The sequence below is a fragment of the Ralstonia pickettii genome, assembly GCF_016466415.2.
GTDB classification, from domain to species: domain Bacteria; phylum Pseudomonadota; class Gammaproteobacteria; order Burkholderiales; family Burkholderiaceae; genus Ralstonia; species Ralstonia pickettii.
The window spans coordinates 2,583,893-2,607,661 of record NZ_CP066771.1 but is presented as its reverse complement, the minus strand read 5'-3'; the positions used below and the strand labels follow the sequence as shown (position 1 = coordinate 2,607,661).

The 23,769-nt window shown below is 63.9% G+C and carries 20 protein-coding genes and 2 pseudogenes; 17 read left to right on the top strand and 5 right to left on the bottom strand.

Translation table 11 applies throughout. From position 1 onward, the window contains the following. The first annotated feature begins 9 nt into the window (after positions 1-9). The 8 genes and pseudogenes from RP6297_RS12325 to RP6297_RS12290 all read left to right on the top strand — a co-directional run. Positions 10-924, top strand: a complete 915-nt coding sequence (locus RP6297_RS12325; protein ID WP_009241517.1) for an SMP-30/gluconolactonase/LRE family protein — start codon at positions 10-12, stop codon at positions 922-924. Next, positions 905-1,789, top strand: a complete 885-nt coding sequence (locus RP6297_RS12320; protein WP_009241516.1) for an aldose 1-epimerase — start codon at positions 905-907, stop codon at positions 1,787-1,789. Before RP6297_RS12325 ends, RP6297_RS12320 begins: the two co-directional genes overlap by 20 nt. Then, positions 1,786-2,595: an SDR family oxidoreductase gene (locus RP6297_RS12315; RefSeq protein ID WP_009241515.1), complete on the top strand. Its 810-nt coding sequence runs from the start codon at positions 1,786-1,788 to the stop codon at positions 2,593-2,595. Before RP6297_RS12320 ends, RP6297_RS12315 begins: the two co-directional genes overlap by 4 nt. Continuing rightward, positions 2,592-3,218: a 2-dehydro-3-deoxy-6-phosphogalactonate aldolase gene (locus tag RP6297_RS12310; RefSeq protein WP_009241514.1), complete on the top strand. Its 627-nt coding sequence runs from the start codon at positions 2,592-2,594 to the stop codon at positions 3,216-3,218. The genes RP6297_RS12315 and RP6297_RS12310 overlap by 4 nt, the downstream gene beginning before the upstream one ends. 20 nt (positions 3,219-3,238) lie before the next feature. Next, positions 3,239-4,387 (top strand): galactonate dehydratase, encoded by a 1,149-nt coding sequence (gene dgoD / locus RP6297_RS12305; protein ID WP_009241513.1) that lies wholly within the window; start codon positions 3,239-3,241, stop codon positions 4,385-4,387. A gap of 115 nt (positions 4,388-4,502) precedes the next feature. Next, positions 4,503-6,518, top strand: a complete 2,016-nt coding sequence (gene tkt / locus RP6297_RS12300) for a transketolase (protein WP_004632874.1) — start codon at positions 4,503-4,505, stop codon at positions 6,516-6,518. A gap of 85 nt (positions 6,519-6,603) precedes the next feature. Continuing rightward, the gene (gene gap, locus RP6297_RS12295; RefSeq protein ID WP_009241512.1) at positions 6,604-7,602 is read left to right on the top strand and encodes a type I glyceraldehyde-3-phosphate dehydrogenase; all 999 of its coding nucleotides are present in this window, start codon (positions 6,604-6,606) and stop codon (positions 7,600-7,602) included. 317 nt (positions 7,603-7,919) lie between these two features. Beyond that, positions 7,920-8,768: pseudogene (locus RP6297_RS12290) on the top strand (LysR family transcriptional regulator); the annotation flags it as partial. A 14-nt stretch (positions 8,769-8,782) separates the two neighbouring features. Here RP6297_RS12290 and RP6297_RS12285 read toward each other — a convergent pair. Beyond that, a protein-coding gene (locus tag RP6297_RS12285) for an IS3 family transposase (protein ID WP_198286346.1) occupies positions 8,783-9,924 on the bottom strand; the annotation gives its coding sequence in 2 pieces (ribosomal slippage) (positions 8,783-9,672 and positions 9,672-9,924; 1,143 coding nt in all). A gap of 77 nt (positions 9,925-10,001) precedes the next feature. Between RP6297_RS12285 and RP6297_RS12280 the strand changes: the two are divergent. After that, a pseudogene (locus RP6297_RS12280) lies at positions 10,002-10,205 on the top strand (LysR family transcriptional regulator); the annotation flags it as partial. A 72-nt stretch (positions 10,206-10,277) separates the two neighbouring features. On the opposite strand, the gene fur reads toward RP6297_RS12280, so the two are convergent. Then, complete coding sequence (gene fur, locus RP6297_RS12275; RefSeq protein WP_004632868.1) at positions 10,278-10,709, bottom strand: ferric iron uptake transcriptional regulator; 432 nt, start codon at positions 10,707-10,709, stop codon at positions 10,278-10,280. Between the two features lie 152 nt (positions 10,710-10,861). On the opposite strand from fur, the gene RP6297_RS12270 reads away from it, so the two are divergent. The 8 genes from RP6297_RS12270 (at position 10,862) to RP6297_RS12235 (ending at position 20,177) form a co-directional block, all read left to right on the top strand. Beyond that, positions 10,862-11,518: an outer membrane protein assembly factor BamE gene (locus tag RP6297_RS12270; protein ID WP_009241507.1), complete on the top strand. Its 657-nt coding sequence runs from the start codon at positions 10,862-10,864 to the stop codon at positions 11,516-11,518. A gap of 105 nt (positions 11,519-11,623) precedes the next feature. Beyond that, positions 11,624-12,415, top strand: coding sequence for a 4-hydroxy-tetrahydrodipicolinate reductase (gene dapB / locus RP6297_RS12265; protein WP_009241506.1), 792 nt, complete (start codon positions 11,624-11,626; stop codon positions 12,413-12,415). A 174-nt stretch (positions 12,416-12,589) separates the two neighbouring features. Next, positions 12,590-15,223: a leucine--tRNA ligase gene (leuS, locus tag RP6297_RS12260; protein ID WP_009241505.1), complete on the top strand. Its 2,634-nt coding sequence runs from the start codon at positions 12,590-12,592 to the stop codon at positions 15,221-15,223. 30 nt (positions 15,224-15,253) lie between these two features. Beyond that, positions 15,254-15,778, top strand: coding sequence for an LPS-assembly lipoprotein LptE (locus RP6297_RS12255; RefSeq protein WP_009241504.1), 525 nt, complete (start codon positions 15,254-15,256; stop codon positions 15,776-15,778). 25 nt (positions 15,779-15,803) lie between these two features. Next, positions 15,804-16,880: a DNA polymerase III subunit delta gene (holA, locus tag RP6297_RS12250; RefSeq protein ID WP_009241503.1), complete on the top strand. Its 1,077-nt coding sequence runs from the start codon at positions 15,804-15,806 to the stop codon at positions 16,878-16,880. Positions 16,881-16,952: 72 nt separating this feature from the next. Next, a complete protein-coding gene (locus RP6297_RS12245; protein WP_009241502.1) occupies positions 16,953-18,233 on the top strand; it encodes a glutamate-5-semialdehyde dehydrogenase in 1,281 nt (426 codons plus the stop codon). Positions 18,234-18,318: 85 nt separating this feature from the next. After that, positions 18,319-18,741 carry a CopD family protein gene (locus RP6297_RS12240; RefSeq protein ID WP_009277382.1) on the top strand — a complete coding sequence of 141 codons (423 nt, stop codon included), beginning with the start codon at positions 18,319-18,321 and terminating at the stop codon, positions 18,739-18,741. 17 nt (positions 18,742-18,758) lie between these two features. Then, positions 18,759-20,177: a THUMP domain-containing class I SAM-dependent RNA methyltransferase gene (locus tag RP6297_RS12235; RefSeq protein ID WP_009241501.1), complete on the top strand. Its 1,419-nt coding sequence runs from the start codon at positions 18,759-18,761 to the stop codon at positions 20,175-20,177. A 33-nt stretch (positions 20,178-20,210) separates the two neighbouring features. On the opposite strand, the gene RP6297_RS12230 is transcribed toward RP6297_RS12235, so the two are convergent. From RP6297_RS12230 to RP6297_RS12220, 3 genes are all read right to left on the bottom strand, one after another. Then, a complete protein-coding gene (locus tag RP6297_RS12230; protein WP_009241500.1) occupies positions 20,211-21,230 on the bottom strand; it encodes a response regulator in 1,020 nt (339 codons plus the stop codon). Positions 21,231-21,312: 82 nt separating this feature from the next. Beyond that, positions 21,313-22,419: a two-component system hybrid sensor histidine kinase/response regulator PhcR gene (gene phcR / locus RP6297_RS12225; protein WP_009241499.1), complete on the bottom strand. Its 1,107-nt coding sequence runs from the start codon at positions 22,417-22,419 to the stop codon at positions 21,313-21,315. A 7-nt stretch (positions 22,420-22,426) separates the two neighbouring features. Continuing rightward, positions 22,427-23,755, bottom strand: a complete 1,329-nt coding sequence (locus RP6297_RS12220) for a sensor histidine kinase (protein WP_009241498.1) — start codon at positions 23,753-23,755, stop codon at positions 22,427-22,429. Positions 23,756-23,769 lie beyond the last annotated feature (14 nt).

The following is a 23,769-nucleotide window of genomic DNA, read 5'->3' as shown; positions in this document are numbered from 1 at the left end:
GCTGCGCCGATGACAACCGCAACTGCGCTCTCCGATCTGCGCTGTACGCTGGGCGAAGGCATTGTCTGGGACAACGCCCAACGCGTGCTCTGGTGGACCGACATCCAGGAATCGCTGCTGTGGCAGCACGATCCGGCAACGGGGCAGGAGCGTCAATGGCCGCTGCCACAACGCGTGGGCTCTTTCGTGCTGACGGACGAGCCCGGCGTGCTGATCCTGGGCCTTGCCAAAAACATCGTCCGCTTCGACACGCGCACCGGCGCGCTCACGCTGCTGGCTGACGTCGAGCCCGACAACCCGACCACGCGCGTCAATGACGGCCGTGCCGACCGCTCCGGAAACTACGTCTTCGGCACCATGCACGAAGGCGGCCCGGAACCGACCGGCAGCTTCTATCGGTTCACGCCCGTGGGCACGCTGCAACGCGTTGCGCTGCCGCACATCGCCATTGCCAACAGCATCGCCTTCAGCCCGGACGGTGCGACCCTGTATTGGTGCGATACGAGGAGCCGGCGCATCCACGCGTGCGATTACGACGGGCAGACCGGCCAAGTCGCCAATATTCGCGTCTTCGCCGATCTGCGCGACCAGGATGCCGATGGCGCCCACAAAGGCTCGCCCGATGGCTCGACTGTCGACGCAGACGGCTGCCTGTGGAACGCAGAGTGGGGCGGCAACCGGCTGACGCGGTACGCACCTGATGGGCGCGTGCTGGCGCGCATGTCCGTGCCGGCATCGCAGCCCACGTGCCCGGCATTTGGCGGCGAGGCGCTCGACACGCTGTATCTGACGACGGCGCGCGATGGTTTGCCTCTGCATCGCTTCGCAGAAGACGTGAATGCAGGCGCGACCTTGCAGCTTGCCGTGGCCAACGTACGCGGATTGCCGGAGGGCCGGTTCGGCCATGCCTACGTTGCAGCTTGAAAACGGCACGCTACGCGCCGAGGTATTGCCCGAAGCCGGTGGCGGCTTGCTGCGTTTCGATCTGCTGCATGACTGCGATGTCGCGCCGATCTTCCGGCCGGGGACAGCAGAAGCCGCGCTGCACGATCCGAGAGCGCTCGCCTGTTTTCCGCTGGTGCCGTGGTCCAACCGCATCGGCGGCGGGCGGTTCCCGTTCCGGGGGCGGACCATCGAAGTGCCGCACACACGTGGCGACGAGCCGTATCCGCTGCATGGTCACGGCTGGCTGATGCCTTGGCACCCAGTCTCGCAGACAGCCACGTCGGTTGAACTCGCTGCGATGGTCGATCACGGCCGCCCGTTCCGCTATCTCGCGTTGCAGCGCTACGCGCTGGCAGGCAACACGCTGAATATCGCGCTGACGGTACGCAACGAAGGCTCACCGCTGCCATTCGGGCTGGGCGTGCATCCGTTTTTCCCCCGCACGCCCGATGTCCAATTGCGCGCGGGAGCCACGGCCATGTGGCAATCCGCGCCGGACAATCTGCCGACGGTCCTGAATGCGCCCTCTGCAGATGCAGACTTTCGCAAGCTGCGGAAGCTGGAAGCCAGCGCCGCCATCAATCACAGCTTTGAAGGCTGGGATGGCCGCGCCGAGATCGTCTGGCCCAGCCGCCGCGTGTCTGTGAGCATCACCGCCGATACGTCGCGCTATGTGTTGTACACGCCGGTTGCGTACGACTTCTTCTGCTTCGAGCCGGTTGACCACGCCATCAATGCGCACAACCTGCCGGGCTTGCCGCAAGACCACGGCCTGACCATTCTCGGCACCGGGCAGAGCCTGCAGCGCAGCTATCAATTCACCGTGAATCGACCCGACGCATGACTGCTTTTCCGACGTCTTTTCCGCCACGCCTCGCGGGCAAGGTCGCGCTGGTAACCGGTGCCACGCAAGGCATTGGCGGCGCGATCGCCAAGCTGTTCGCCCAGCACGGCGCGCGCGTGATCGTCAACGCGCTGGTGTGTGACGCGCGCGCCGAAGCCTTTGCCGCCGAAATTGGCAGCAGCGTTGGCAACGACGACAACATCCTCCTTGTGCAAGCCGACGTACGCGATCGCGCGCAGATCGACGCGATGGTCGCTGCCGGCGTCGAGCGCTTTGGCGGCATCGACGTGCTGGTCAACAACGCCGGCATCAACGTATTTTCCGATCCGCTCAAGTTGAGCGAGGACGACTGGGCGCGCTGCCTTTCCGTCGATCTGGAAGGCGCGTGGCACTGCGCGCGCGCCGTGCTGCCGCACATGCTGGCGCGCGGGGCGGGCAGCATCGTCAACATTGCGTCGGTGCATGGGCACAAGATCATTCCCGGCGCGTTTCCGTATCCGGTGGCCAAGCATGGGCTGATCGGGCTCACGCGGGCGCTGGGCATCGAATATGCGGCGCGCGGAATCCGCGTCAATTCGATCTCGCCGGGACTGATCCTCACGCCGATTGCCGAGGCCGGTTTTGCCGCCGCGCCTGACCCCGAAGCCGAACGCCGCCGCCAGGCCGAGCTGCTGCCGTGCAAGCGCATCGGCGAGCCCGAAGAGGTGGCCTACACCGCGCTGTTCCTCGCCTCCGACGAGGCGCGCTTCATCAACGCGACCGACATCCTCATCGATGGCGGGCGCTCGCAGCTCTATCACGAATGACCTGGACAACCCACCTTCCGCTGATCGCCATCCTGCGCGGCATCCGGCCTGACGAGGTGCTCGCGCACACGCAGGCGCTGGTCGATGCGGGTTTCGATGCCATCGAAATTCCGCTCAACTCGCCCGACTGGGCGCAGAGCGTGCAGCTCGCCGCGCGTGCCTTCGGTGACCGCGCCTTGATCGGCGCAGGCACCGTGCTGCGCCCCGAAGACGTTGACCTGATGGTTGCGGCGGGCGGCAAGCTGGTCGTCACGCCCAACACGCATGCGCCTGTGATCCGCGCCGCCGCACAGGCCGGGCTCGTCACCTGTATCGGCTGCATGACCGCCACCGAGGCGTTTGCCGCGCTCGACGCGGGCGCGCAGGCGCTGAAGATCTTCCCGGCCGGCGCGCTCGGCCCGGGCTACGTGCGCGCGCTCAAGGCTGTGCTGCCCGCCGAGGTGCCGGTGTTTGCCGTCGGTGGCATCACGCCGGAGAACCTCGCCGATTACCTTGCCGCCGGTTGCATCGGCGCCGGGCTTGGCAGCGACCTGTATCGCCCGGGCCAGCCCGTCGAGCGCACCGCCGAACGCGCGCGCGCCTTCGTCACCGCGTACCGCAGCGCCCAATCCGACCGCACCTGAACGCACCATCGATTCGATCCATGAAAATCACCCGCCTGACCACGTACCGCCTGCCGCCACGCTGGATGTTCCTGAAAGTCGAGACCGACGAAGGCGTCACCGGCTGGGGCGAACCCGTCATCGAAGGCCGCGCGCGCACGGTGGAAGCGGCGGTGCACGAGCTGTCCTACTACCTCATCGGCCAAGACCCGAGCCGCATCAACGACCTCTGGCAGACCATGTACCGCGCGGGTTTCTACCGCGGCGGCCCGATCCTGATGAGTGCCGTTGCCGGCATCGACCAGGCGCTGTGGGACATCAAGGGCAAGGTGCTGGGCGTGCCGGTGTACGAACTGCTTGGCGGCCTCGTGCGCGACAAGATGCGCACCTACAGCTGGGTCGGCGGCGATCGCCCGGCCGACGTGATTGCCGGCATGAAGGCGCTGCAGGCCGTCGGCTTCGACCACTTCAAGCTCAACGGCTGCGAAGAGATGGGCATCATCGACACGTCCCGCGCCGTGGATGCCGCGGTGGCGAAGGTGGCAGAGATTCGCTCAGCTTTCGGCAACACCGTCGAATTCGGGCTCGATTTTCACGGCCGCGTGTCTGCGCCGATGGCCAAGGTGCTGATCAAGGAGCTGGAGCCGTACCGCCCGCTGTTTATCGAAGAACCGGTGCTTGCCGAGCAGGCTGAAACCTACGCCCGCCTGGCCGCCCACACCCATCTGCCTATCGCTGCCGGCGAGCGCATGTTCTCGCGCTTCGACTTCAAGCGCGTGCTGGAAGCGGGCGGGGTGTCGATCCTGCAGCCGGACCTGTCTCACGCCGGCGGCATTACTGAATGCGTGAAGATCGCCGCAATGGCCGAGGCCTACGATGTGGCGCTGGCGCCGCATTGCCCGCTCGGCCCCATCGCGCTGGCCGCCTGCCTGCACGTGGATTTCGTCAGCTGGAACGCCACGTTACAGGAACAGAGCATGGGCATCCATTACAACAAGGGCGCCGAACTGCTCGATTACGTGCGAAACAAGGCCGATTTTGCTCTGGAAGGCGGGTATATCCGGCCGCCGCGCCTGCCCGGCCTGGGCGTGGACATCGACGAGGCGCTGGTCATCGAACGCAGCAAGGAAGCCCCCGATTGGCGCAACCCCGTGTGGCGCCACGCCGACGGTTCCGTGGCGGAGTGGTAAGCCGGGCGGGGGAGGGGACGTCGTAGCACGTTTTACTGACCGCGATCACCCCAGCCGGGTCATCCCCGTCTGGTAAAATCGCGGTTTTCCCGCCTATCTCCTGCCGCAGGTTCGCATGACCGCCCCCGCCCTCCACTCGAACACCACCCAGCCTACCCAGTTGATGGCCAACGCCATTCGCGTGCTCGCCATGGACGCCGTCCAGCAAGCCAATTCGGGCCACCCTGGCGCGCCGATGGGCATGGCGGATATCGCCGTGGCACTGTGGAGCCGCCACCTGCGCCACAACCCGCTGAACCCGCGCTGGCCTGATCGTGACCGTTTCGTGCTGTCCAACGGCCACGGCTCGATGCTGATCTACGCGCTGCTGCACCTCACCGGCTACGACCTGCCGATGTCGGAACTGAAGAATTTCCGCCAGCTGCACAGCAAGACCGCCGGCCACCCGGAATACGGCATCACCCCGGGCGTGGAAACCACCACCGGCCCGCTCGGCCAAGGCATCACCAACGCCGTCGGCATGGCCCTGGCTGAACGTCTGCTGGGTCAGGAATTCAATCGCCCGGGCTTTGACATCGTCAACCATCACACCTATGTCTTCCTGGGCGACGGCTGCCTGATGGAAGGCATCAGCCACGAAGCCTGCTCGCTGGCCGGCACGCTCAAGCTGAACAAGCTGATCGCGCTGTGGGACGACAACGGCATCTCGATCGATGGCGACGTCGTCCACTGGTTCAACGACGACACCCCGAAGCGCTTCGAAGCCTACGGCTGGAACGTGATCCGCGCCGTGGACGGCCACAACGTTGACGCCGTGGACGCCGCCATTGCCGAGGCCAAGAAGTCCGACAAGCCGACCCTGATCTGCTGCCGCACGCTCATCGGCAAGGGTGCGCCCAACAAGGAAGGCGGCCACGACGTGCATGGCGCCCCGCTGGGCGGCGTTGAAATCGCCGCTGCGCGCGAAGCGCTGGCTTGGCCGCACGCCCCGTTCGAAGTCCCGCAAGCCGTGTACGACGCCTGGGATGCCAAGGGACAGGGCCAGGCGCTGGAAAAGGCTTGGAACGCGCTGTTCGATGCATATTCCGACCGCTACCCCGCCGAAGCCGAACAATTCGAGCGCCGCATGCGCGGCGAACTGCCCGCCAGCTTCGAAAAGGCCGTCGACGAGTTCATCGAGAAATGCGAACTCAAGGCTGAGACCATCGCCACCCGCAAGGCCAGCCAGAACACGCTTGAAGCCTACGCCCCGGTCCTGGGCGAGCTGCTGGGCGGCTCGGCCGACTTGACCGGCTCGAACCTGACCAACTGGAGCGGTAGCAAGGCCGTGCGCGTGGATGCCTGGGGCAACCATATCAACTACGGCGTGCGCGAGTTCGGCATGAGCGCCATCATGAACGGCATCGCGCTGCACGGCGGCTACATTCCGTACGGCGGCACGTTCCTGACGTTCTCCGACTACAGCCGCAACGCGCTGCGCATGGCCGCGCTGATGAAGATCCGCTCGATCTTCGTCTTCACGCACGATTCCATCGGCCTGGGCGAAGACGGCCCGACGCACCAGTCGATCGAGCACGTTGCCAGCCTGCGCCTGATCCCGAACATGGACGTCTGGCGCACCGCCGACACCACCGAAACCGCCGTCGCCTGGGCCGCTGCCATCGAGCGCCAGAACGGCCCGAGCTGCCTGATCTTCAGCCGCCAGAACCTGCCCTTCCAGGCGCGGAACCCGGCCACGCGCGAAGCCATCGCCCGCGGCGGCTATGTGCTGCGCGATGCGGCCAACGGCAAGCCGGACGTGGTCATCATCGCCACCGGCTCGGAAGTTGGCCTGGCGGTCGGTGCAGCCGACCAGCTCGCCGCCGAGGGGATCCACGCGCGCGTGGTTTCGGTGCCCGCCACGACCGTGTTCGACAAGCAGGACTCGGCCTACAAGGCGAGCGTGCTGCCGGCCGGCGTACCGCGCATTGCCGTGGAAGCAGGCGTGACCGATTTCTGGTGGAAGTACCAGGTGCAAGCCGTGGTCGGTATCGACACCTTCGGTGAATCGGCCCCGGCCGGCGTGCTGTTCAAGCACTTCGGCTTCACGGTCGAGAACGTGGTGAACACCGCCAAGAGCGTCATTGCCTAACTGAATTTGCGTACGCGGCACCCACGAGGTGCCGCGCTGGTTTTATCGCATCGTCGATTTCTTTTCTGCTATCAGGAGACTGACCATGACCATCAAGATCGGCATCAACGGCTTCGGCCGCATCGGACGCATGGTGTTCCGCGCCGCCGCCGCCAACTTCAAGGACATCGAAGTTGTTGCCATCAACGACCTGCTCGAGCCCGATTACCTGGCGTACATGCTGAAGTACGACTCGGTGCACGGCCGCTTCGACGGTGAAGTGTCGGTCGACGGCAACACGCTCGTCGTCAACGGCAAGAAGATCCGCCTGACCGCCGTGAAGGATCCGTCCGAGCTGAAGTGGGGCGAGGTGGGCGCCGACGTGGTGATCGAATCGACCGGCATCTTCCTGACCAAGGAAGGCGCACAGAAGCACATCGATGCGGGCGCCAAGAAGGTGATCATGTCGGCCCCGTCGAAGGACGACACCCCGATGTTCGTGTACGGCGTGAACCACGAAACGTACAAGGGCGAGGCGATCATCTCCAACGCTTCGTGCACGACCAACTGCCTGGCACCGGTTGCCAAGGTGCTGAACGACAAGTGGGGCATCAAGCGCGGCCTGATGACGACCGTGCACGCTGCCACTGCCACGCAGAAGACCGTTGACGGCCCGTCCAACAAGGACTGGCGCGGCGGCCGCGGCATCCTGGAAAACATCATCCCGTCGTCGACCGGCGCCGCCAAGGCCGTGGGCGTGGTGATTCCGCAGCTGAACAAGAAGCTGACCGGCATGTCGTTCCGCGTGCCGACCTCGGATGTGTCGGTCGTCGACCTGACGGTTGAACTGGAAAGCGCTGCCACGTACGCTGAAATCTGCGCCGAAATGAAGGCACAGAGCGAAGGCGCACTGAAGGGCGTGCTCGGCTACACCGAAGACAAGGTCGTCGCTACGGATTTCCGCGGCGATGCCCGCACCTCGATCTTCGACGCCGAAGCAGGCATTGCACTGGACGGTACCTTCATCAAGGTCGTGAGCTGGTACGACAACGAGTGGGGTTATTCGAACAAGTGCCTGGAAATGGCACGTGTGGTGGGCAAGTAATCCAACCAGTACGCAGTCGAAAGAGAACGCGCCTTCGGGCGCGTTTTTTCATCGGCCTGCGGTCCGGGTGAGGTGTCTCCGCAAAACGTTGTCGGTTGGGTACAAATCGACGTTTGTTATGGACTGCAACGAAAACGTTTGCGAATTAGCAAATCTAGAATTTGGGCTACAGGAATTCGCTTTGAAAATTGAGTTGCAGTCCGTACACTGAACAAATACTACATTGTGATGTGGCGGGCATTATCGTCGCGTCCGGCCCGTTGCCTCGGCAATGGTTGCCTTTCCAGTTTTCCAACGTGTTCGAGCCAAGGCGTCCCATGGTCAACGTCGATACCAAGCTGCTGGTGATTTTTGTTGAGCTGCTCAGTAAGCGCAACGCCACCTACGTGGCCGAGAAGATGCACATGACCGCACCGGCTGTTTCGCATTCGCTGGGCCGTCTGCGTGAGATTTTTGACGATCCCCTCTTCATTCGTGTGCCGCACGGTCTGACGCCCACGCCCAAGGCGCTTGAACTGGGCCCGAAGGTGCGCGAGATGCTCGACCTGTGGGCCGCCATCAATGAAGGCGATATCGCCGCGTTTGACCCCGCCGAAGCTACCGGTACGTTCAACGTCAGTTTTGCCGGCACGCTGGGCGATGCGCTCTTCGATCGTTTCCTGCTGCGCATCAAGCGTCTGGCGCCGGCATTGCAGGTGCGTCTGACCGAGTCGTCTTCGTGGGAAGCCGATGTGGCCGCCATGCGCGCCAATGAGCTGGATCTGGCGTTCTCGCCGTTCCCCACGCGCCACCCCGAGATCATGGAAGAGGTCGTGACCTCCTTCAACCTGTGGGTCTGCGCGCGCAAGGACCACCCGATCCTTGGTGACCGGTGCACACTCGAGCAATACCTCGAGTGCGAGCATATCTTCATCGCGCAGGGTAGCCCCGGCCTCCGTGTCGCACCGTCGCTGATCCCGCTGGACTACGCCTTGCAGCAGCGCGGCCTCAAGCGCAGTTCGACCATGACGGTGCATAGCTGGCGCACCCAGGGTGAAGTGGCGGCCCAGACCGACATGATCTTCACGGTCAATTCGCTGATGAAGGATATGGTCTGCAAGATGTATGACCTGAATGCATTCCCCCTGCCGACGGAACTGGAAACCGTGCTGGGCCTGAACATGCTGACCCTACACCGGAATTAGTACCGTCCAGAAGTGGAGATTTCCGGCGTCGTTGATTCGTCCGCCGAGGTGTTTTTCCTTGCCTGACGGGCGAATTCGGCGGGTGTCGCCCACTGCAGTGCGGAGTGGGGACGGCTCTCGTTGTAGTACCTCCGCCAGTCGGCGATTTTGCTCCGAGCATCGTCCAAGGACAAGAACCAATGCTCGTTCAGGCATTCCTGCCGGAACCGCCCGTTGAAGCTTTCCACCTTGGCATTGTCGGTCGGCGTGCCTGGCCGGCTGAAGTCGAGTTCCACGCCGTGCTCGTATGCCCACCGGTCCATCGCCTTCGAGATGAATTCGCTGCCGTTGTCCACCTTGATGGTCTGAGGCGCGCCGCGCTCGGCAACCACTGCGTCAAGCACTCGCACAACGTCTTCCCCCTTCAGGCTTTGGCCGACTTCGATGGCCAAGCTTTCTCTGGTGTAGTTGTCCACCACGGTCAACGCGCGCAGGCGCCGACCATCAAACAAGGCATCGGATACAAAGTCCATGCTCCAGATTTCGTTGATAGCCGTGACGATGCTCTTGGGCTGGCGTAGCCGCGCCGACTTGTTGCGCTTGGGACGCTTATGCCGCAGCGACAGACCTTCGGCCCGGTACAAGCGATAAACACGTTTGTGATTGTCTTTCCAGCCTTCCCGCTGCAGCATCACGTGCACCCGGCGATAGCCGTAGTGCACGCGTGTGGCCGCTATCTCTTTGATGCGTGCAAGCAATGCCGACGAGTCCCGAGCAACCGACCGATACCCATACAGCGAGCGTGACATGTGGAACAACGCGCAAGCCTTAGTCAGGCTCACACGATAGCGGTCACGCAACTCGTCAATCAGCGTGCGCTTGCGGGAAGGCTTCAGAGCTTTTTTGAGAGCACGTCCTGCAGCATGGCCTTATCCAGGCTCAGGTCCGCCACCAGCCGCTTGAGCTTCGCATTCTCCTCCTCGAGCTGCCGCATCCGGCGCAGCTCCGAAGGGCCGACGCCCCCGTACCTCTTCTTCCAGTTGTAGAACGTCGCTTCGCTGATGCCCAGCTTGCGGCACACCTCCTCGACCTTCGTACCCAGTTCCGCTTGCTTGAGCGCGAACGCTATCTGCGCCTCAGTGAACTTGCTCGTCTTCATGGCATGTCTTCCATTTCAAATCGTGAAAATCATGCCGGATTCTCTACTTCTCAGCGGTACTGTTTCTTGGTGTAGGGTCAATGCTGTGGCACCGCAGCCGCAACACGCATCCAATGCTGGTGTGGGCGCGTCAGCTCTTCAAGCAGGTGGTGGCCGAATACACCGGGCAAGCGTCCGGCGCACTGGCTCATTCGCCTGTGCAGGCGAATGAGCATGGCAAGGCCGAAAAGGGCGGCCAGGGCGACGCAGAAAAGGAGGACGAGACGCGGCTGTCCGCCTGACATCTGCCCTCTCGCCGCTCCAATGAAAAACGGCCGCAGACGATGCGGCCGTTTCCTTTTGGTGACAACGCTTCAGCGCTTTGGCCGATGCGGGCAGGCTTCCTTCGTGCAGTTGCCATAGAGCGAGAGCGCGTGCTCCTGCAACGCAAAGCCGCGCGCACGTGCGATGCTCTGCTGGCGCTGCTCGATCTCGGCATCGAAGAATTCTTCCACGCGGCCGCAGTCGAGGCACACCAGGTGATCGTGGTGCTTGCCCTCGTTGAGTTCGTAGATCGCCTTGCCGGATTCGAAGTTGTTGCGTGACAGCAGCCCCGCTTGCTCGAACTGCGTCAGCACGCGATAGACGGTGGCCAGGCCAATGTCCATGTGCTCGGCGAGCAGGATGCGGTACACGTCTTCGGCGCTCATGTGGCGCTCTTCGCTGGTTTGAAAGATCTCGAGGATCTTCAACCGCGGCACCGTGGCTTTCAGACCGATGTTCTTGAGGTCTGCAGGACTCGGCATGCGCCAGGCTCCCTAGAGTACAATGTTCGGATATTCCAATCATAAGGGTTTTGGCGGCAAAAGTCCTATTGACCGGCCTGCACGATGTGTCTGGGTCGTCGCCGATTCCTCCCGTACCGGTTTGTCCGGAACCGTTTGAAGGCCGATCGCTCATGACCTTTTCTTTTGCGCGCAGTCCTGTCCGTTTTGCCCACGTCGCCCGCCGCGGCGGCTTGTTGGTGGGTGCGGTGCTCGCCGCGTCGGCGTTGCTGGCCGGATGCGGCACCTATGACAGCACCACGCGCAAGATCGCCAATGCCATCACGCCGTATCGCATCGATATCGTGCAAGGCAACTTCGTCTCGCGCGAACAGGCTGCACAACTCAAGGAAGGCATGACGCGTGACCAGGTCCGCTTCGTGCTCGGTACCCCGCTGCTGACGGACATGTTCCACGCCAACCGCTGGGATTACATCTTCTCGTTCAAGCGTGGGAATACGTCGGTTGTGCAGGAGCGCCGGCTGACGGTTTGGTTTGATGGCGATCGCCTCGCCAAGTGGGTGGGCGCCGATGAGCTGCCGTCTGAGTCGGAGCTGATTTCCGAGATCGACGGCATCAAGCGCCCGAAGAAGGATGCCGCGCAAGCCGCTGCTGCTGCGGGCGCCGCGCCGGCAGCGCGTGCACCGTCGATTCCGTCGGCTGAGGTGACCGACCGCGTGCAATCGACCGCCGGCTCCAAAAACAGTGTTGACGTGACGCTGCCGGAGCGCCGCACGGGCGGTGGCGGCACCGACACCAGCGTTCCGCCGCCGGCTACGACGTCGCCCTGAGCGCCCAGGCTTCGGCACACCATCTTCGAGCGAGCGGCGGACGGGTTCCGCCGCTTGTGCGTTTTACACACCGTTTTTCTTTTGCAGCTTTTCGCTTCCACCGACATGAAAATCGCGATTGCAGGCGCCTCGGGCCGCATGGGCCAGATGCTGATCGACACCGTACTGCGCACGCCCGGCGTGACGCTGGGGGCCGCGCTGGACCGCCCGGCCAGCGACGCCGTGGGCCAGGATGCCGGCGTCAAGCTGGGCAAGACCACCGGCGTGATTGTGACCGACGACGTGCGCGCCGGCCTCTCGCAAGCCGATGTACTGATCGACTTCACGCGACCTGATGCAACGCTCAATCACTTGAACGTGGCCCGTGAGTTGGGCACTGCAGTGGTGATTGGCACGACCGGCTTCACGGCCGAGCAGAAGGCCAGCTTCAAGACCTACGGCGAATCGATCGGTGTGGTGTGGGCACCGAACATGAGCGTGGGCGTGAACGCGACGTTCAAGCTGATCGAAGTCGCCGCCAAGATCCTGGCGCAGGGCTACGACGTCGAAATCATCGAGGCGCATCACAAGCACAAGATCGACGCCCCGTCGGGCACCGCGCTCAAGATGGGCGAGATCGTGGCCGAAGCGCAGGGCACCAAGCTGGCCGATCGAGCGGTCTATGCGCGCGAAGGCGAGACCGGCCCGCGCCAGCTTGGCACCATCGGTTTTGCCACCGTGCGCGGTGGCGACATCGTGGGCGATCACACCGTGCTGTTTGCCGGCGACGGCGAGCGCATCGAAATCACGCATCGCTCCAATACGCGCCAGTCGTATGCCGAAGGTGCCGTGCGCGCCGCAGTGTACGTGGCTGGCAAGAAGGGCTTGTACGACATGAACGACGTGCTCGGCCTGTAATCAGGCTGGCGGCAGAAGGCGCTGGCAGGCCTGTCCGACGCCTTTTTCACTGCTCGCGATCGCCCGGATGGGGCGAGTGGCGACGGTATAATCGGGCCTTTTCCGTTATTCAATCCGGCTGCGCGCGTTGGCGGCGCGGCTGCAATCGCCGGGGCATCCGGGCGACCCATCACCATGCAAGACAAATACTCCCCGTCCGACGTCGAACAGCAAGCGCAGCAACACTGGCAGGCCCTGGATGCCTACCGTGTGACCGAACACGCGCGCGCTGCTGACGGCTCGGACAAGCCCAAGTTCTATGCGTGCTCGATGCTGCCGTATCCGTCGGGCAAGCTGCACATGGGCCACGTGCGCAACTACACCATCAATGACGTGATGACGCGTCAGTTGCGCATGAAGGGATACAACGTGCTGATGCCGATGGGTTGGGACGCCTTCGGCATGCCGGCGGAAAATGCGGCGCTGAACAATGGCGTGGCACCGGCCGCATGGACGTACGACAACATCGCTTACATGAAGAAGCAGATGCAGTCGATGGGCCTGGCGATCGACTGGTCGCGCGAAGTGGCGACCTGCAGCCCCGACTACTACCGCTGGAACCAATGGCTGTTCCTGAAGATGCTCGAAAAGGGCGTCGCTTACCGCAAGACCGGCACCGTAAACTGGGACCCGGTCGACCAGACCGTGCTCGCCAACGAGCAGGTGATCGACGGGCGCGGCTGGCGTTCGGGCGCGGTGGTGGAAAAGCGCGAGATCCCGATGTACTACCTGGGCATCACGAAGTATGCGCAGGAACTGCTCTCCGACCTTGACGCTCTGGGCTGGCCCGAGCGCGTCAAGCTGATGCAGCAGAACTGGATCGGCAAGAGCGAGGGTGTGCGCTTTGCCTTCCCGCACAACATTCCCGATGCCGACGGCAAGCTGATCAATGACGGCAAGCTGTACGTCTTCACCACGCGTGCCGACACGATCATGGGCGTGACGTTCTGCGCCGTGGCCGCCGAGCATCCGATTGCCGCGCATGCCGCGCAGAGCAACCCGGCGCTCGCCGCGTTCATCGAAGAGTGCAAGCACGGCAGCGTCATGGAAGCCGACATGGCCACCATGGAAAAGAAGGGCATGCCGACCGGCCTGACCGTCTCGCACCCGCTTACGGGCGAATCCGTGCCGGTGTGGGTGGGCAACTACGTGCTGATGACCTACGGCGACGGCGCTGTGATGGGTGTGCCCGCGCACGACGAGCGCGACTTTGCCTTCGCCAACAAGTACCACCTGCCCATCAAGCAGGTGATCGACGTGAAGGGCCAGCCCTACGACACGACTACCTGGGCCGACTGGTACGGCGATAAGGAACACGGCGTCCTGTTCCACAGCGGCAAGTACGATGGCCTGAACTATCAGCAGGCCGTCGACGCCGTGGCTGCCGATCTGGCCGCACAAGGCCTGGGCGAGAAGAAGACCACCTGGCGCCTGCGCGACTGGGGCATTTCGCGCCAGCGCTACTGGGGCACGCCGATCCCGCTGATCCATTGCGAGAGCTGCGGTGTCGTGCCGGTTCCCGAGCAGGACCTGCCGGTGCGCCTGCCCGAAGACCTCGTTCCGGATGGCACGGGCAACCCGCTCGCCAAGGACCCGCGCTTCCTGAATTGCACGTGCCCGTCGTGCGGCAAGCCCGCGCGCCGCGAGACCGACACGATGGATACGTTCATCGATTCGTGCTGGTACTACATGCGCTATACGTGCCCGGACGGCAAGACCATGGTCGATGCCCGCAACGATTACTGGATGCCGATGGACCAGTACATCGGCGGCATCGAGCACGCGATCCTGCATCTGCTGTACGCACGCTTCTGGACCAAGGTCATGCGTGACCTGGGCCTCGTCAAATTCGACGAGCCGTTCACCAACCTGCTCACGCAGGGCATGGTGCTCAACGAGACGTACTACCGCGAAGATGCCTCGGGCAAGAAGCAGTGGATCAACCCGGCCGACGTCGACGTGCAGACCGACGAACGCGGCCGCCCGGTGGGCGCCACGCTCAAGGCCGACGGCCAGCCGGTGGTGATCGGTGGCGTGGAAAAGATGTCGAAGTCGAAGAACAACGGCATCGACCCGCAAGCGCTGATCGACCAGTACGGTGCCGACACGGCGCGCCTGTTCACGATGTTCGCCGCGCCCCCCGAGCAACAACTCGAGTGGAATGACGCCGGTGTGGAAGGCGCCTCGCGCTTCCTGCGCCGTCTGTGGAACTTTGGCGTGGCCCATGCTGACGCCATTCGTGCCGGCCACGGCAATGGCGTTGTGGCGGGTGCAACCGATGCTGATCGCGCGCTGCGCCGTGAGCTGTACACCGTGCTCAAGCAAGCAAACTACGACTACGAGCGCCTGCAGTACAACACCGTTGTCTCGGCGACGATGAAGATGCTCAACGCGCTGGAAGGCGCCAAGGACGCCGGTGCCGACGCCCGTCGCGAAGGCTTGGGGTTGCTGCTGCGCGTGCTGTATCCGGTGGTGCCGCACATCACGCACGTGCTGTGGACGGAACTGGGCTACGCCGGCGTGTATGGCGACTTGCTCGACGCCCCGTGGCCGCAGGTCGACGAAGGCGCCCTGGTACAGAGCGAGATCGAACTCGTGCTGCAGGTCAACGGCAAGGTGCGCGGCAGCATCGTTGTGCCGGCCGATGCCGACCGCGCTGCCATCGAAGCGATTGCCGCCAAGGATGAAGCGGTTCAGAAATTTGCTGAAGGCAAACCGCCCAAGAAGATCATCGTAGTGCCGGGCCGTCTGGTGAACGTGGTGGCCTGATCGGCCACCCCACTCAAGGAACGCATGGTTATGTCGTTGTCCCGAGGTTTGTCCCGCCGCGGCTTTGCTCGCACTGCCCTTGCCCTGGCGATCGCGCTGCCCGCACTGTCCGCCTGCGGCTTTCACATGCGGGGCAATACCGACTTCGCGTTCAAGCGGCTGTACATCAACTTGCCGCAGAACTCGCAGATGCGCGCGCAGTTGCGTCGGTTGATCGACAACGGCTCCGACACCGTCATCGTGTCGGACAAGAAAGACGCCGACGCGCTGCTCGACGTGCTGGCCGAAGACCGCGTGAAGACCATCTCGTCGCTCACCCCGCAGGGTGTGGTGCGCGAGTACCGCATCACGTACCGCTTCCGCTTCCAGCTGCGCGATGCGCACGACAACCTGCTGATCCCGCCGTCGGAAATCACGCAGTTCCGCGATCTCTCGTACAACGAGACGCAGGTGCTCGCCAAGGACTACGAAGAAGCGGCGCTCTACAGAGACATGCAGGGCGATACGATCAACCAGCTCGTGCGGCGCCTGGGTGCCGTGAAGCTGCCGTCGTAAGCGGCGGATCAGGGCAAGGTTTGCCATGCAATTGCGGCTCGATGCGCTCGAAGGTCATCTGAAGCAGGCCACTGCCAAGGGGCTCGCGCCGCTGTACGTGGTGCATGGCGACGAGCACCTGCTGGCGCTGGAAGCCGTCGACGCACTGCGGCAGGCCGCGCGCGCGCAGGGTTTTACCGAGCGCGAGGTGATGAGCGTCGAGCGCGGTTTCTCGTGGTCGCGCGTGACCGAGGCGCAGCAGTCGATGTCGCTGTTCGGAGATCGCAAGATCGTCGAGCTGCGCATTCCGTCGGGCAAGCCCGGCAAGGATGGCGGCGAAGCACTGCGCGCATTGGCTGCGGGCACGCCGTCCGGGCCGGCCACCGACACCGTCACGCTCATTACCCTGCCGCGCCTGGATTTTGCGACCGCCAAGTCGGCGTGGTTTGCGGCGCTGGAAGGCGCCGGCGTGTCGATCAAGGTCGATTCGGTGGATCGCACCAAGCTGCCCGGTTGGATTGGCGAGCGCCTGGCGCGCCAGCAGCAGCGTGTGGAGCCTGGTGAGCCCGGCCGGCGCGCCCTCCAGTTCATTGCCGACCGTGTGGAGGGCAATCTGCTGGCCGCGCATCAGGAAATCCAGAAGCTCGGTCTGCTGCATCCGCCCGGTGTGCTGACGTTCGACGATGTGCACGATGCCGTGCTCAATGTGGCCCGGTACGACGTCTTCAAGCTGTCCGAAGCCATGCTGGCGGGCGATGTGCCGCGCCTGGTACGCATGCTCGAAGGGCTGCGGGGCGAGGGCGAAGCGACGGTCCTGGTCCTCTGGACGTTGACGGAAGAAATTCGCGTATTATCAAAAATCGCCTCGGGCGCGGCCCAGGGCAAGCCAGTGGCGTCCATGCTGCGGGAGCTTCGCGTCTGGGGCCCACGCGAGCGGCTGGTGCCGCAGGCTGCGCAGCGGTTGTCACAGCGCGAGCTGGAGGGAGCGCTCTCGATGGCTGCCAAGCTTGATCGGCAGGTCAAGGGATTGCGCGAACCATCGCTGCCCGCCGAGCCCTGGGATGGCCTGCTGCAACTGGCGATGCGCATCGCGCGGCCGGGCAGCCTTCCGGTGCCGGCTTGATCCGTCCCATCGGCGCAAGCCTTCGAATTGTCCTCACACTGAATTGCCGGCAGCTTGCCGGTCGCGATCATCATGAAGCAGCTCGACGTGAATGAATACATGGCCCTGGTCGGCCGTCAGGCGCGCACTGCCTCGCGCGGCATGGCACGCGCCGGCACTGCGCAAAAGAACCGCGCGCTGTTGCATATTGCGGCCGCTGTCCGTCGCGATGCCGCCAAGCTCAAAGAGATCAACGCCCGCGACGTCGAGCGTGCCCGCGCCAACGGCCACGATGCTGCCTTTATCGACCGCCTCACGCTGACCGACCGCGCCATCGATACCATGGCCGCGGGCCTGGAGCAGATCGCTGCGCTGCCCGACCCGATCGGCGAGATCAGCAACATGAAGTTCCGCCCCACCGGCATCCAGGTCGGCCAGATGCGCGTGCCGCTTGGCGTGATCGGCATCATCTATGAGTCGCGGCCAAACGTGACGGTGGATGCCGCGGCGCTGTGCATCAAGTCGGGCAACGCGACCATTCTGCGCGGCGGTTCCGAAGCGATCGAATCGAACGGCGCGCTGGCGGCGCTCATCGAGGAAGGCCTGGCCGAGGCTGGCCTCCCCGCCAACGCCGTGCAGGTTGTGGCCACTACGGACCGCGCGGCCGTCGGCAAGCTGATCACCATGACGGAATATGTCGACGTGATCGTGCCACGCGGCGGCAAGAGCTTGATCGCGCGCCTGATCGAAGAAGCACGGGTGCCGATGATCAAGCACCTGGACGGCATCTGCCACGTCTATATCGACGCCGACGCGGACATCGAGAAGGCCGTGCGCGTGTGCGACAACGCCAAGACGCAGCGCTATGCGCCGTGCAACACGATGGAAACGCTGCTGGTGTCGCGCGATGTGGCCGCACGCGCGCTGCCGCCGCTGGCACGGATCTACCAGGACAAGGGCGTCGAACTCCGGGTGTGCCCGGCCACGCGCGCCACGCTGGAAGCGGCTGGTTTCGGCAATCTGAAGGATGCCGTTGAGGCCGATTGGCACACCGAATACCTCGCCCCGATCCTGTCGATACGCACCGTTGATGGCCTGGATGCCGCCATCGAGCACATCAATACCTACGGTTCCGCGCACACCGATTCGATCATCACGGAGAACTATTCGACCGGCATGCGCTTCCTGCGCGAGGTCGATTCGGCCAGCGTGATGATCAACGCGTCCACGCGATTTGCCGACGGCTTTGAGTACGGCCTGGGCGCCGAGATCGGGATCTCGAACGACAAGCTCCACGCGCGCGGCCCGGTCGGCCTGGAGGGGCTGACCTCGCTGAAGTACGTCGTGTTCGGGCACGGCGAGATTCGCACCTGATATTGACTGCTGCACGTTAAGCGCCGCCATGAGCGGCGCGACGTTTTTACCGATCGCGGTTCACGCCTTTTACGGGACGCTTCGCATGCTCTGGGTCAAAGCCTTTCACATCGTCTTCATTGCGTCGTGGTTTGCCGGGCTGTTCTATCTGCCGCGCATCTTCGTCAACCTGGCAATGGAAACCGAGCGCGCGGCCATCACGCGCCTGCTGATCATGGCGCGCAAGCTGTTCCGCTTTACGACCATCCTGGCAATTGTCGCGATCCTGCTGGGGCTGTGGCTGTTCCTGGGTTATCGCATTGGACTGTATCCGCCCAACGGCTGGATGCACGCAAAGCTCGCGCTGGTGCTCGTGACGATCGGATACCACCATGGCTGCGGCGTGCTGCTGCGCAAGTTCGAGGCGGGCGCCAACAAGCGCTCCCACAAGTTCTACCGCTGGTTCAATGAACTGCCGGTGCTGTTGTTGCTGGCGATTACGATCCTGGTGGTCGTGAAGCCATTCTGATTTTTTCTGATTTTCCGATGGCAACTGCTTACTTCGCGCCATGCCCCCGTGGGCTGGAACAGGCGCTGGCCGATGAACTGGCCGAAATCGCCATCCGCCCCGAGGTCGATGAGCTGGCCGCGTTCGAGGTGGGCCGCACCGTACCGGGCGGCGTGCACTTCTTCGGCACGCAGGGCGCGGCATATGCTGTCAACCTGCACAGCCGCATTGCCAGCCGCGTGCTGATGCGCCTGGGGTCGCGCGGGTATCGCTCCGAGGACGATATCTACGCGCTGGCCGCAGCGCAGCGCTGGGAAGACTATTTCACGCCCGACGAGATGATCCGCGTGGACGTGACCGCGCACAAATCGCCGTTGCAGAGCCTGAAGTTTGTCGGCCTGCGCGTGAAGGACGGGGTGTGTGACCGCTTCCGCCAGCGCATGGGCGCGCGCCCCAGCGTGGATACCGTCTCGCCGGACGTGCGCATCTACGCATACCTGACCGAGACCGATTGCACGATCTATCTCGATACCACCGGCGAGCCGCTCTTCAAGCGCGGCTGGCGCCAGGAAAAGGGCGAGGCGCCGCTGAAGGAGAACCTCGCCGCCGGCATCCTGCGCCTGACGGGCTGGACGGGTGCCCACGGCATGCCGTTCTACGATCCGATGTGCGGCAGCGGCACGTTCCTCGTCGAAGCTGCACAACGTGCACTGGGCATTGCACCGGGCGGGCAACGCGCCTTCGCCTGCGAGTGGTTGCAGGACCACGATGCCAAATGCTTCAAGCGTCTGCGCGAAGCCGCTGCGGATGCGGCCGCCGCGTCCATGCGCCGTACGCCGCCATTGGTGGCCGGCGCGGACATTTCCACCGATATGCTGGCCTATGCCGCCGCGAATTGGCAGCGCGCCGGTCTGCCCGGCGAGCCGGTGCTCAAGCAGGTCGATGCACGCTTCGGCAAGCCGCCGTTTGAGGTAGCCGGCGTGTTGTTGATGAACCCGCCGTACGGTGAGCGTATCGCCGTGCGCGGTGCACACGGTTCACGCCGCCGCCGGTCGGAAGGCGAGGGCGAGGAGGATGGCACCGTGTTCGAGCGTGCCAGCCGCGCCATGGGTGCCCCGCGCGACGATGGCCGCCGTCCGGTGCGCGAACTGCGCCAGCCCGAGCCACCGCCCCCGGTCGACCCGGAGGAAGAGGCCGCCGCCAACGAATTTGCGCAGGCCTTTGCCGGCACGCTCAAGCGTGAATTCGCCGGCTGGAAGGCATTCGTCTTCACTGGCGATCTCTCGATGCCGCGTCGGATGCGGCTCAAGGAATCGCAGCGTACGCCGCTGTACAACGGCAACATCGAGTGCCGCCTGTTCCGCTTCGACATGGTGAAGGGCGGCATGCGTGATCGACCGGAGCGGCCCGAGCGGCCCGCAAATGGCGATGCCTCAAACGACAACGCCGACGCGTAAGCATCGGCGTTGCGTGTCATCAGCGGGCCCGGTTCAGGCGGCCTGCTGACCTTGGAAATGCTCCATCCACGCCGCGAGTTGATCCGGCGTGAGCTGCGTCTGGTTGTCGAGCAGGCCCAGCCTGACCGTCTCGCCGTTGCGCTCGGCGGTCAGTGACCAACCCTTGCCATCGAGCCACAGCAGGAACGCGAGCCACTTGGCATGCGCGTCCGACACCTTGTGCGTGGACGCGGCTTCCAGGAATTCCGTCAGGGTGGTGAGATCGACCACCGCCGCAGCATCGCTGCCGGAGGGTGTGACCTTGCCGTCCAGCACCTCGGCCAACACCTCCAACGCCTGGGCCGCCGGCTTGCTGTCAAAGCGCGACGACAGGTCGAGATAGGCCTGCCGCACCGCGTTGCTGAATTCCCCGGTGCGCAGGCTTTCTTCGCCGACCAATTCGGTGTAGTCCTTCATCGCCCAGTCGGGCTGTGCCAGCGATTGCAGACCCACCGCTGCGGCAGCACGCAGGTAATCGTTGACGGCGCTGAACGATGACAGCCCCGATACCGCCAGGTACAGCGTCTGCAGCGCCCCGATGCGATGCGTCAGCGTCTGGCTTTGGCGCACGGTCATCTTCTCGCGTAGCAGTGCGTCGCGCTCGCGGCGCAGATCGGAGAACTCCAATGCCTGCTTCAGCTCCACGCGCAGCGCGGTGATGTCCCACGGCTTCTTGATGTAGCGGTGAATCTGCCCCTGGTTGACAGCCTCCACCGTGTCTTCGATCTCGGAGTATGCCGTCGTCAGAATGCGCACGAGGTGCGGATAGCGCTCGCGTGCATAGCGCAGCAGTTCGTTGCCGAGTTCACCGGGCATGCGCTGGTCCGACACGAGCACACCGAGTGTGGCGGCGTGCTGGTCGAGCATGCGCTTGCCTTCTTCGACCGAGGTGGCGGTGACGACCGGCGCCAGTGATCCGATGGCACGGCCGAAGTAAGTCAGCGCCAATGTCTCATCGTCCACGTACAGGATCTTGGGCGGGTTAGTGGGCATGTGGCCCCCGGGATTGGTCATCCGTCACTCCTCATAGCAAATGCAGCCGATACGGCAAACGCGCGGAACACGTGCGGCTTGGTTCGTAAGTCTTGTGGTTTTGTCATGGGAACGTCAGAGTCACGCGCGTGCCTGCGCTGGGTGCAGAGTCAATCGCAATCGCTCCCCCGAACGATTGCATGATCCGCGTACAAAAAATCATGCCCATGCCGCTGCCGCCTTCTTCGGCGCGCGTCGTCACGGGGTCGATGGTCAGCCGTGCGAGAACGTCCGGCGCGATGCCGGGGCCGTTGTCCTCAATGCGGATCATGTGCTGCGTGTTGCCGGGATCCAGCCCACGGCCGGCGACGATTTCAAGCTTCGGCGCATTTGTCTGCCGCAGCGCCTGCAGGGCATTGCTCGTGAGCGACGAGAGCACCAGCATCACGCAGTTCGGCAGTGTCTGGATCGGGAAGTCGTCTTCCACCCGGTACGTCACCCATTCGCGTTGCGCATTCGTGAACGGGTACGTATCGAACAACGCGCGGATCAGCCCGCCCGCGCTGTTGGGTGTGACGGCTGTGCCCGGCTTGCCGTAAGTGTTGCGCACGGAGTTCAGGAACGTGGCGATCACCGAGAGGCAGTAGCGAGCGTTGTCCTGCACGCGGTCGGCAGCGCGGCCGATTTCGGGAAGCGCACCCGGCGTCGGCTCCGTCTGGTCTACGCGCATGCGGATGCCGCGGGCAAAGTTCGAGATGGCCGCCAGCGGCGTATTCAACTCGTGCGCAAGAAAGGCCAGCGTTTCGTCGATTGCCATGAGGCGCTGGGTACGCAAGAGGCGATCCTGGCGCAGGGCCAGCGCCTCCTGCAGCGAGCGCCGAACGTCTTCGGGCTGATAGGGTTTCTCCAGGATCTTGAACACGCGCCCAGTGTTGACAGCCTGGATCAGCAGGTCCTTATCGGCATATGCGGTGACCAGAATGGTGGCGATATCGCCGTATTCCGCATCGATGAAGCGCAGCAGTTCGGTGCCGTCGGCGCCGGGCATGCGGAAGTCCGTCAACACCACACTGATGCGTTCGTGCGAATCGCGCAGCACGGTCTTGGCCTCTTCGACGCTGTTGGCCGTCAGCACCTCGTAACCGACGCCGATCGTGCGGGCAAACCATTTGCAGGCTTGCACTTCGTCGTCGACGTAGAGAATGGTGACGGTGTCCGGCGTGGTGTCCATGATGCGTCTACTCCGAGCGCGGCAGATCGAATGTGAAGCGCGCCCATTCGCCTTCCTTGCTCGTCACCGCCAGGGTGCCGCCGTGCCGCTGGATCACGCTGTAGCTGATCGACAGGCCGAGGCCCAGCCCCTTGCCGACGTCGCGCGTGGTGAAAAACGGCTCGAACACGCGCGATAGGTTCTTCTCGGAGATGCCGGGGCCGTTGTCGGTTACCACGACGTGCAGGCGATCTTCGATCCACTCACCGGCAATTTCGATGCGTGGGTTCTCGCGCTGCACCTTTTGCAGCGCAAGCGCGGCGTTCGACAGCAGGTTGATCAGCACGCCGATGATGGCCGCCTCGTCGCCGCGCACGAGCGTGTCGGCCGGCAGCTTGCGTTCGAGCGCCACGCCGCGCAACTCGTGGCTCGTCAGGCGGATGGCCGAGTCGATGGCCTTCTCGGCCAGGAACGGCGCATTGGCTTCGCCTTTCTCGGGACTGCGGTAGGCGAAAGTCTTGAGGTCCGACACGATGTGCTGAACACGCTGCATGCCTTCCTTGGCATCGTTCAGACATTCGAGCAGCATCGGGCTGCTCTTTGCGGTCGGGTCTTCCTGCGCCACGGCAATCGCCATCAGGCAGAAATTGACGGGGTTGTTGATCTCATGCAGCAGGCCTGCAGACAGCGTGCCGATGGCGGCCATCTTTTCCTGCTGCAGGAGCTGGCCCTTGATATCGGTGAGGTTCTGATTGGTCTGCGCCAGCTGCTCGTTCTTCTGCGCCACTTCTTCCTTGAGCCGGAAGAGCTGGAAGCGTCCGCGCTCATTGAAGTACGTATATAGCGTGCTCGTTGCGATCGAGAACAGGATGAACAGCGAATGCACGATGAAGATTTCGCGCGACTGGATGCCGCCGGGATGCAGCGTGCAAGCGATCACCCAGAAGATGTACGTGCAGGTGCCGAACAGCACGGCCTGCAGAAAGCCGATCGGCATGACCATGCCCACCGCGTAGATCGCCAGGTTCAGCCCCGAGTAATAAGGAGAACTGGCGCCCTCGGTGTCGTAGATCATCCACGAGATCATGATCTGGGGGCAGATCAGCCAGAAGAACGTCAGGCTCTGCACATGCTCTTCGCCCCAGCGCGTGTAGAGCACAAGCAGCGCGGCGAACATGATGAGCGACGTGATGACCCGCAGCGAAGCGAACAGCCAGAGCTTGTCGACATACATGCCGTAGTCCAGCCCGACGCCTGCCAGCACCAGCACGATGCCCGTGACGGCGGCCATGCGGCTGAAGACGAGCCGGAACTGCTTGAGCTCGGCTTGGTATCCGCGATGTGTAATGGGCTCCATGGTGTTCCTGGGCG

Bases quoted from the DNA above. Each gene is read 5' to 3' on its own strand.
- RP6297_RS12325 (WP_009241517.1), top strand. From the start codon at position 10: ATGACAACCGCAACTGCGCTCTCCGATCTGCGCTGTACGCTGGGCGAA.
- RP6297_RS12320 (WP_009241516.1), top strand. From the start codon at position 905: ATGCCTACGTTGCAGCTTGAAAACGGCACGCTACGCGCCGAGGTATTG.
- RP6297_RS12315 (WP_009241515.1), top strand. From the start codon at position 1,786: ATGACTGCTTTTCCGACGTCTTTTCCGCCACGCCTCGCGGGCAAGGTC.
- RP6297_RS12310 (WP_009241514.1), top strand. From the start codon at position 2,592: ATGACCTGGACAACCCACCTTCCGCTGATCGCCATCCTGCGCGGCATC.
- dgoD (WP_009241513.1), top strand. From the start codon at position 3,239: ATGAAAATCACCCGCCTGACCACGTACCGCCTGCCGCCACGCTGGATG.
- tkt (WP_004632874.1), top strand. From the start codon at position 4,503: ATGACCGCCCCCGCCCTCCACTCGAACACCACCCAGCCTACCCAGTTG.
- gap (WP_009241512.1), top strand. From the start codon at position 6,604: ATGACCATCAAGATCGGCATCAACGGCTTCGGCCGCATCGGACGCATG.
- fur (WP_004632868.1), bottom strand. From the start codon at position 10,709: ATGCCGAGTCCTGCAGACCTCAAGAACATCGGTCTGAAAGCCACGGTG.
- RP6297_RS12270 (WP_009241507.1), top strand. From the start codon at position 10,862: ATGACCTTTTCTTTTGCGCGCAGTCCTGTCCGTTTTGCCCACGTCGCC.
- dapB (WP_009241506.1), top strand. From the start codon at position 11,624: ATGAAAATCGCGATTGCAGGCGCCTCGGGCCGCATGGGCCAGATGCTG.
- leuS (WP_009241505.1), top strand. From the start codon at position 12,590: ATGCAAGACAAATACTCCCCGTCCGACGTCGAACAGCAAGCGCAGCAA.
- RP6297_RS12255 (WP_009241504.1), top strand. From the start codon at position 15,254: ATGTCGTTGTCCCGAGGTTTGTCCCGCCGCGGCTTTGCTCGCACTGCC.
- holA (WP_009241503.1), top strand. From the start codon at position 15,804: ATGCAATTGCGGCTCGATGCGCTCGAAGGTCATCTGAAGCAGGCCACT.
- RP6297_RS12245 (WP_009241502.1), top strand. From the start codon at position 16,953: ATGAAGCAGCTCGACGTGAATGAATACATGGCCCTGGTCGGCCGTCAG.
- RP6297_RS12240 (WP_009277382.1), top strand. From the start codon at position 18,319: ATGCTCTGGGTCAAAGCCTTTCACATCGTCTTCATTGCGTCGTGGTTT.
- RP6297_RS12235 (WP_009241501.1), top strand. From the start codon at position 18,759: ATGGCAACTGCTTACTTCGCGCCATGCCCCCGTGGGCTGGAACAGGCG.
- RP6297_RS12230 (WP_009241500.1), bottom strand. From the start codon at position 21,230: ATGACCAATCCCGGGGGCCACATGCCCACTAACCCGCCCAAGATCCTG.
- phcR (WP_009241499.1), bottom strand. From the start codon at position 22,419: ATGGACACCACGCCGGACACCGTCACCATTCTCTACGTCGACGACGAA.
- RP6297_RS12220 (WP_009241498.1), bottom strand. From the start codon at position 23,755: ATGGAGCCCATTACACATCGCGGATACCAAGCCGAGCTCAAGCAGTTC.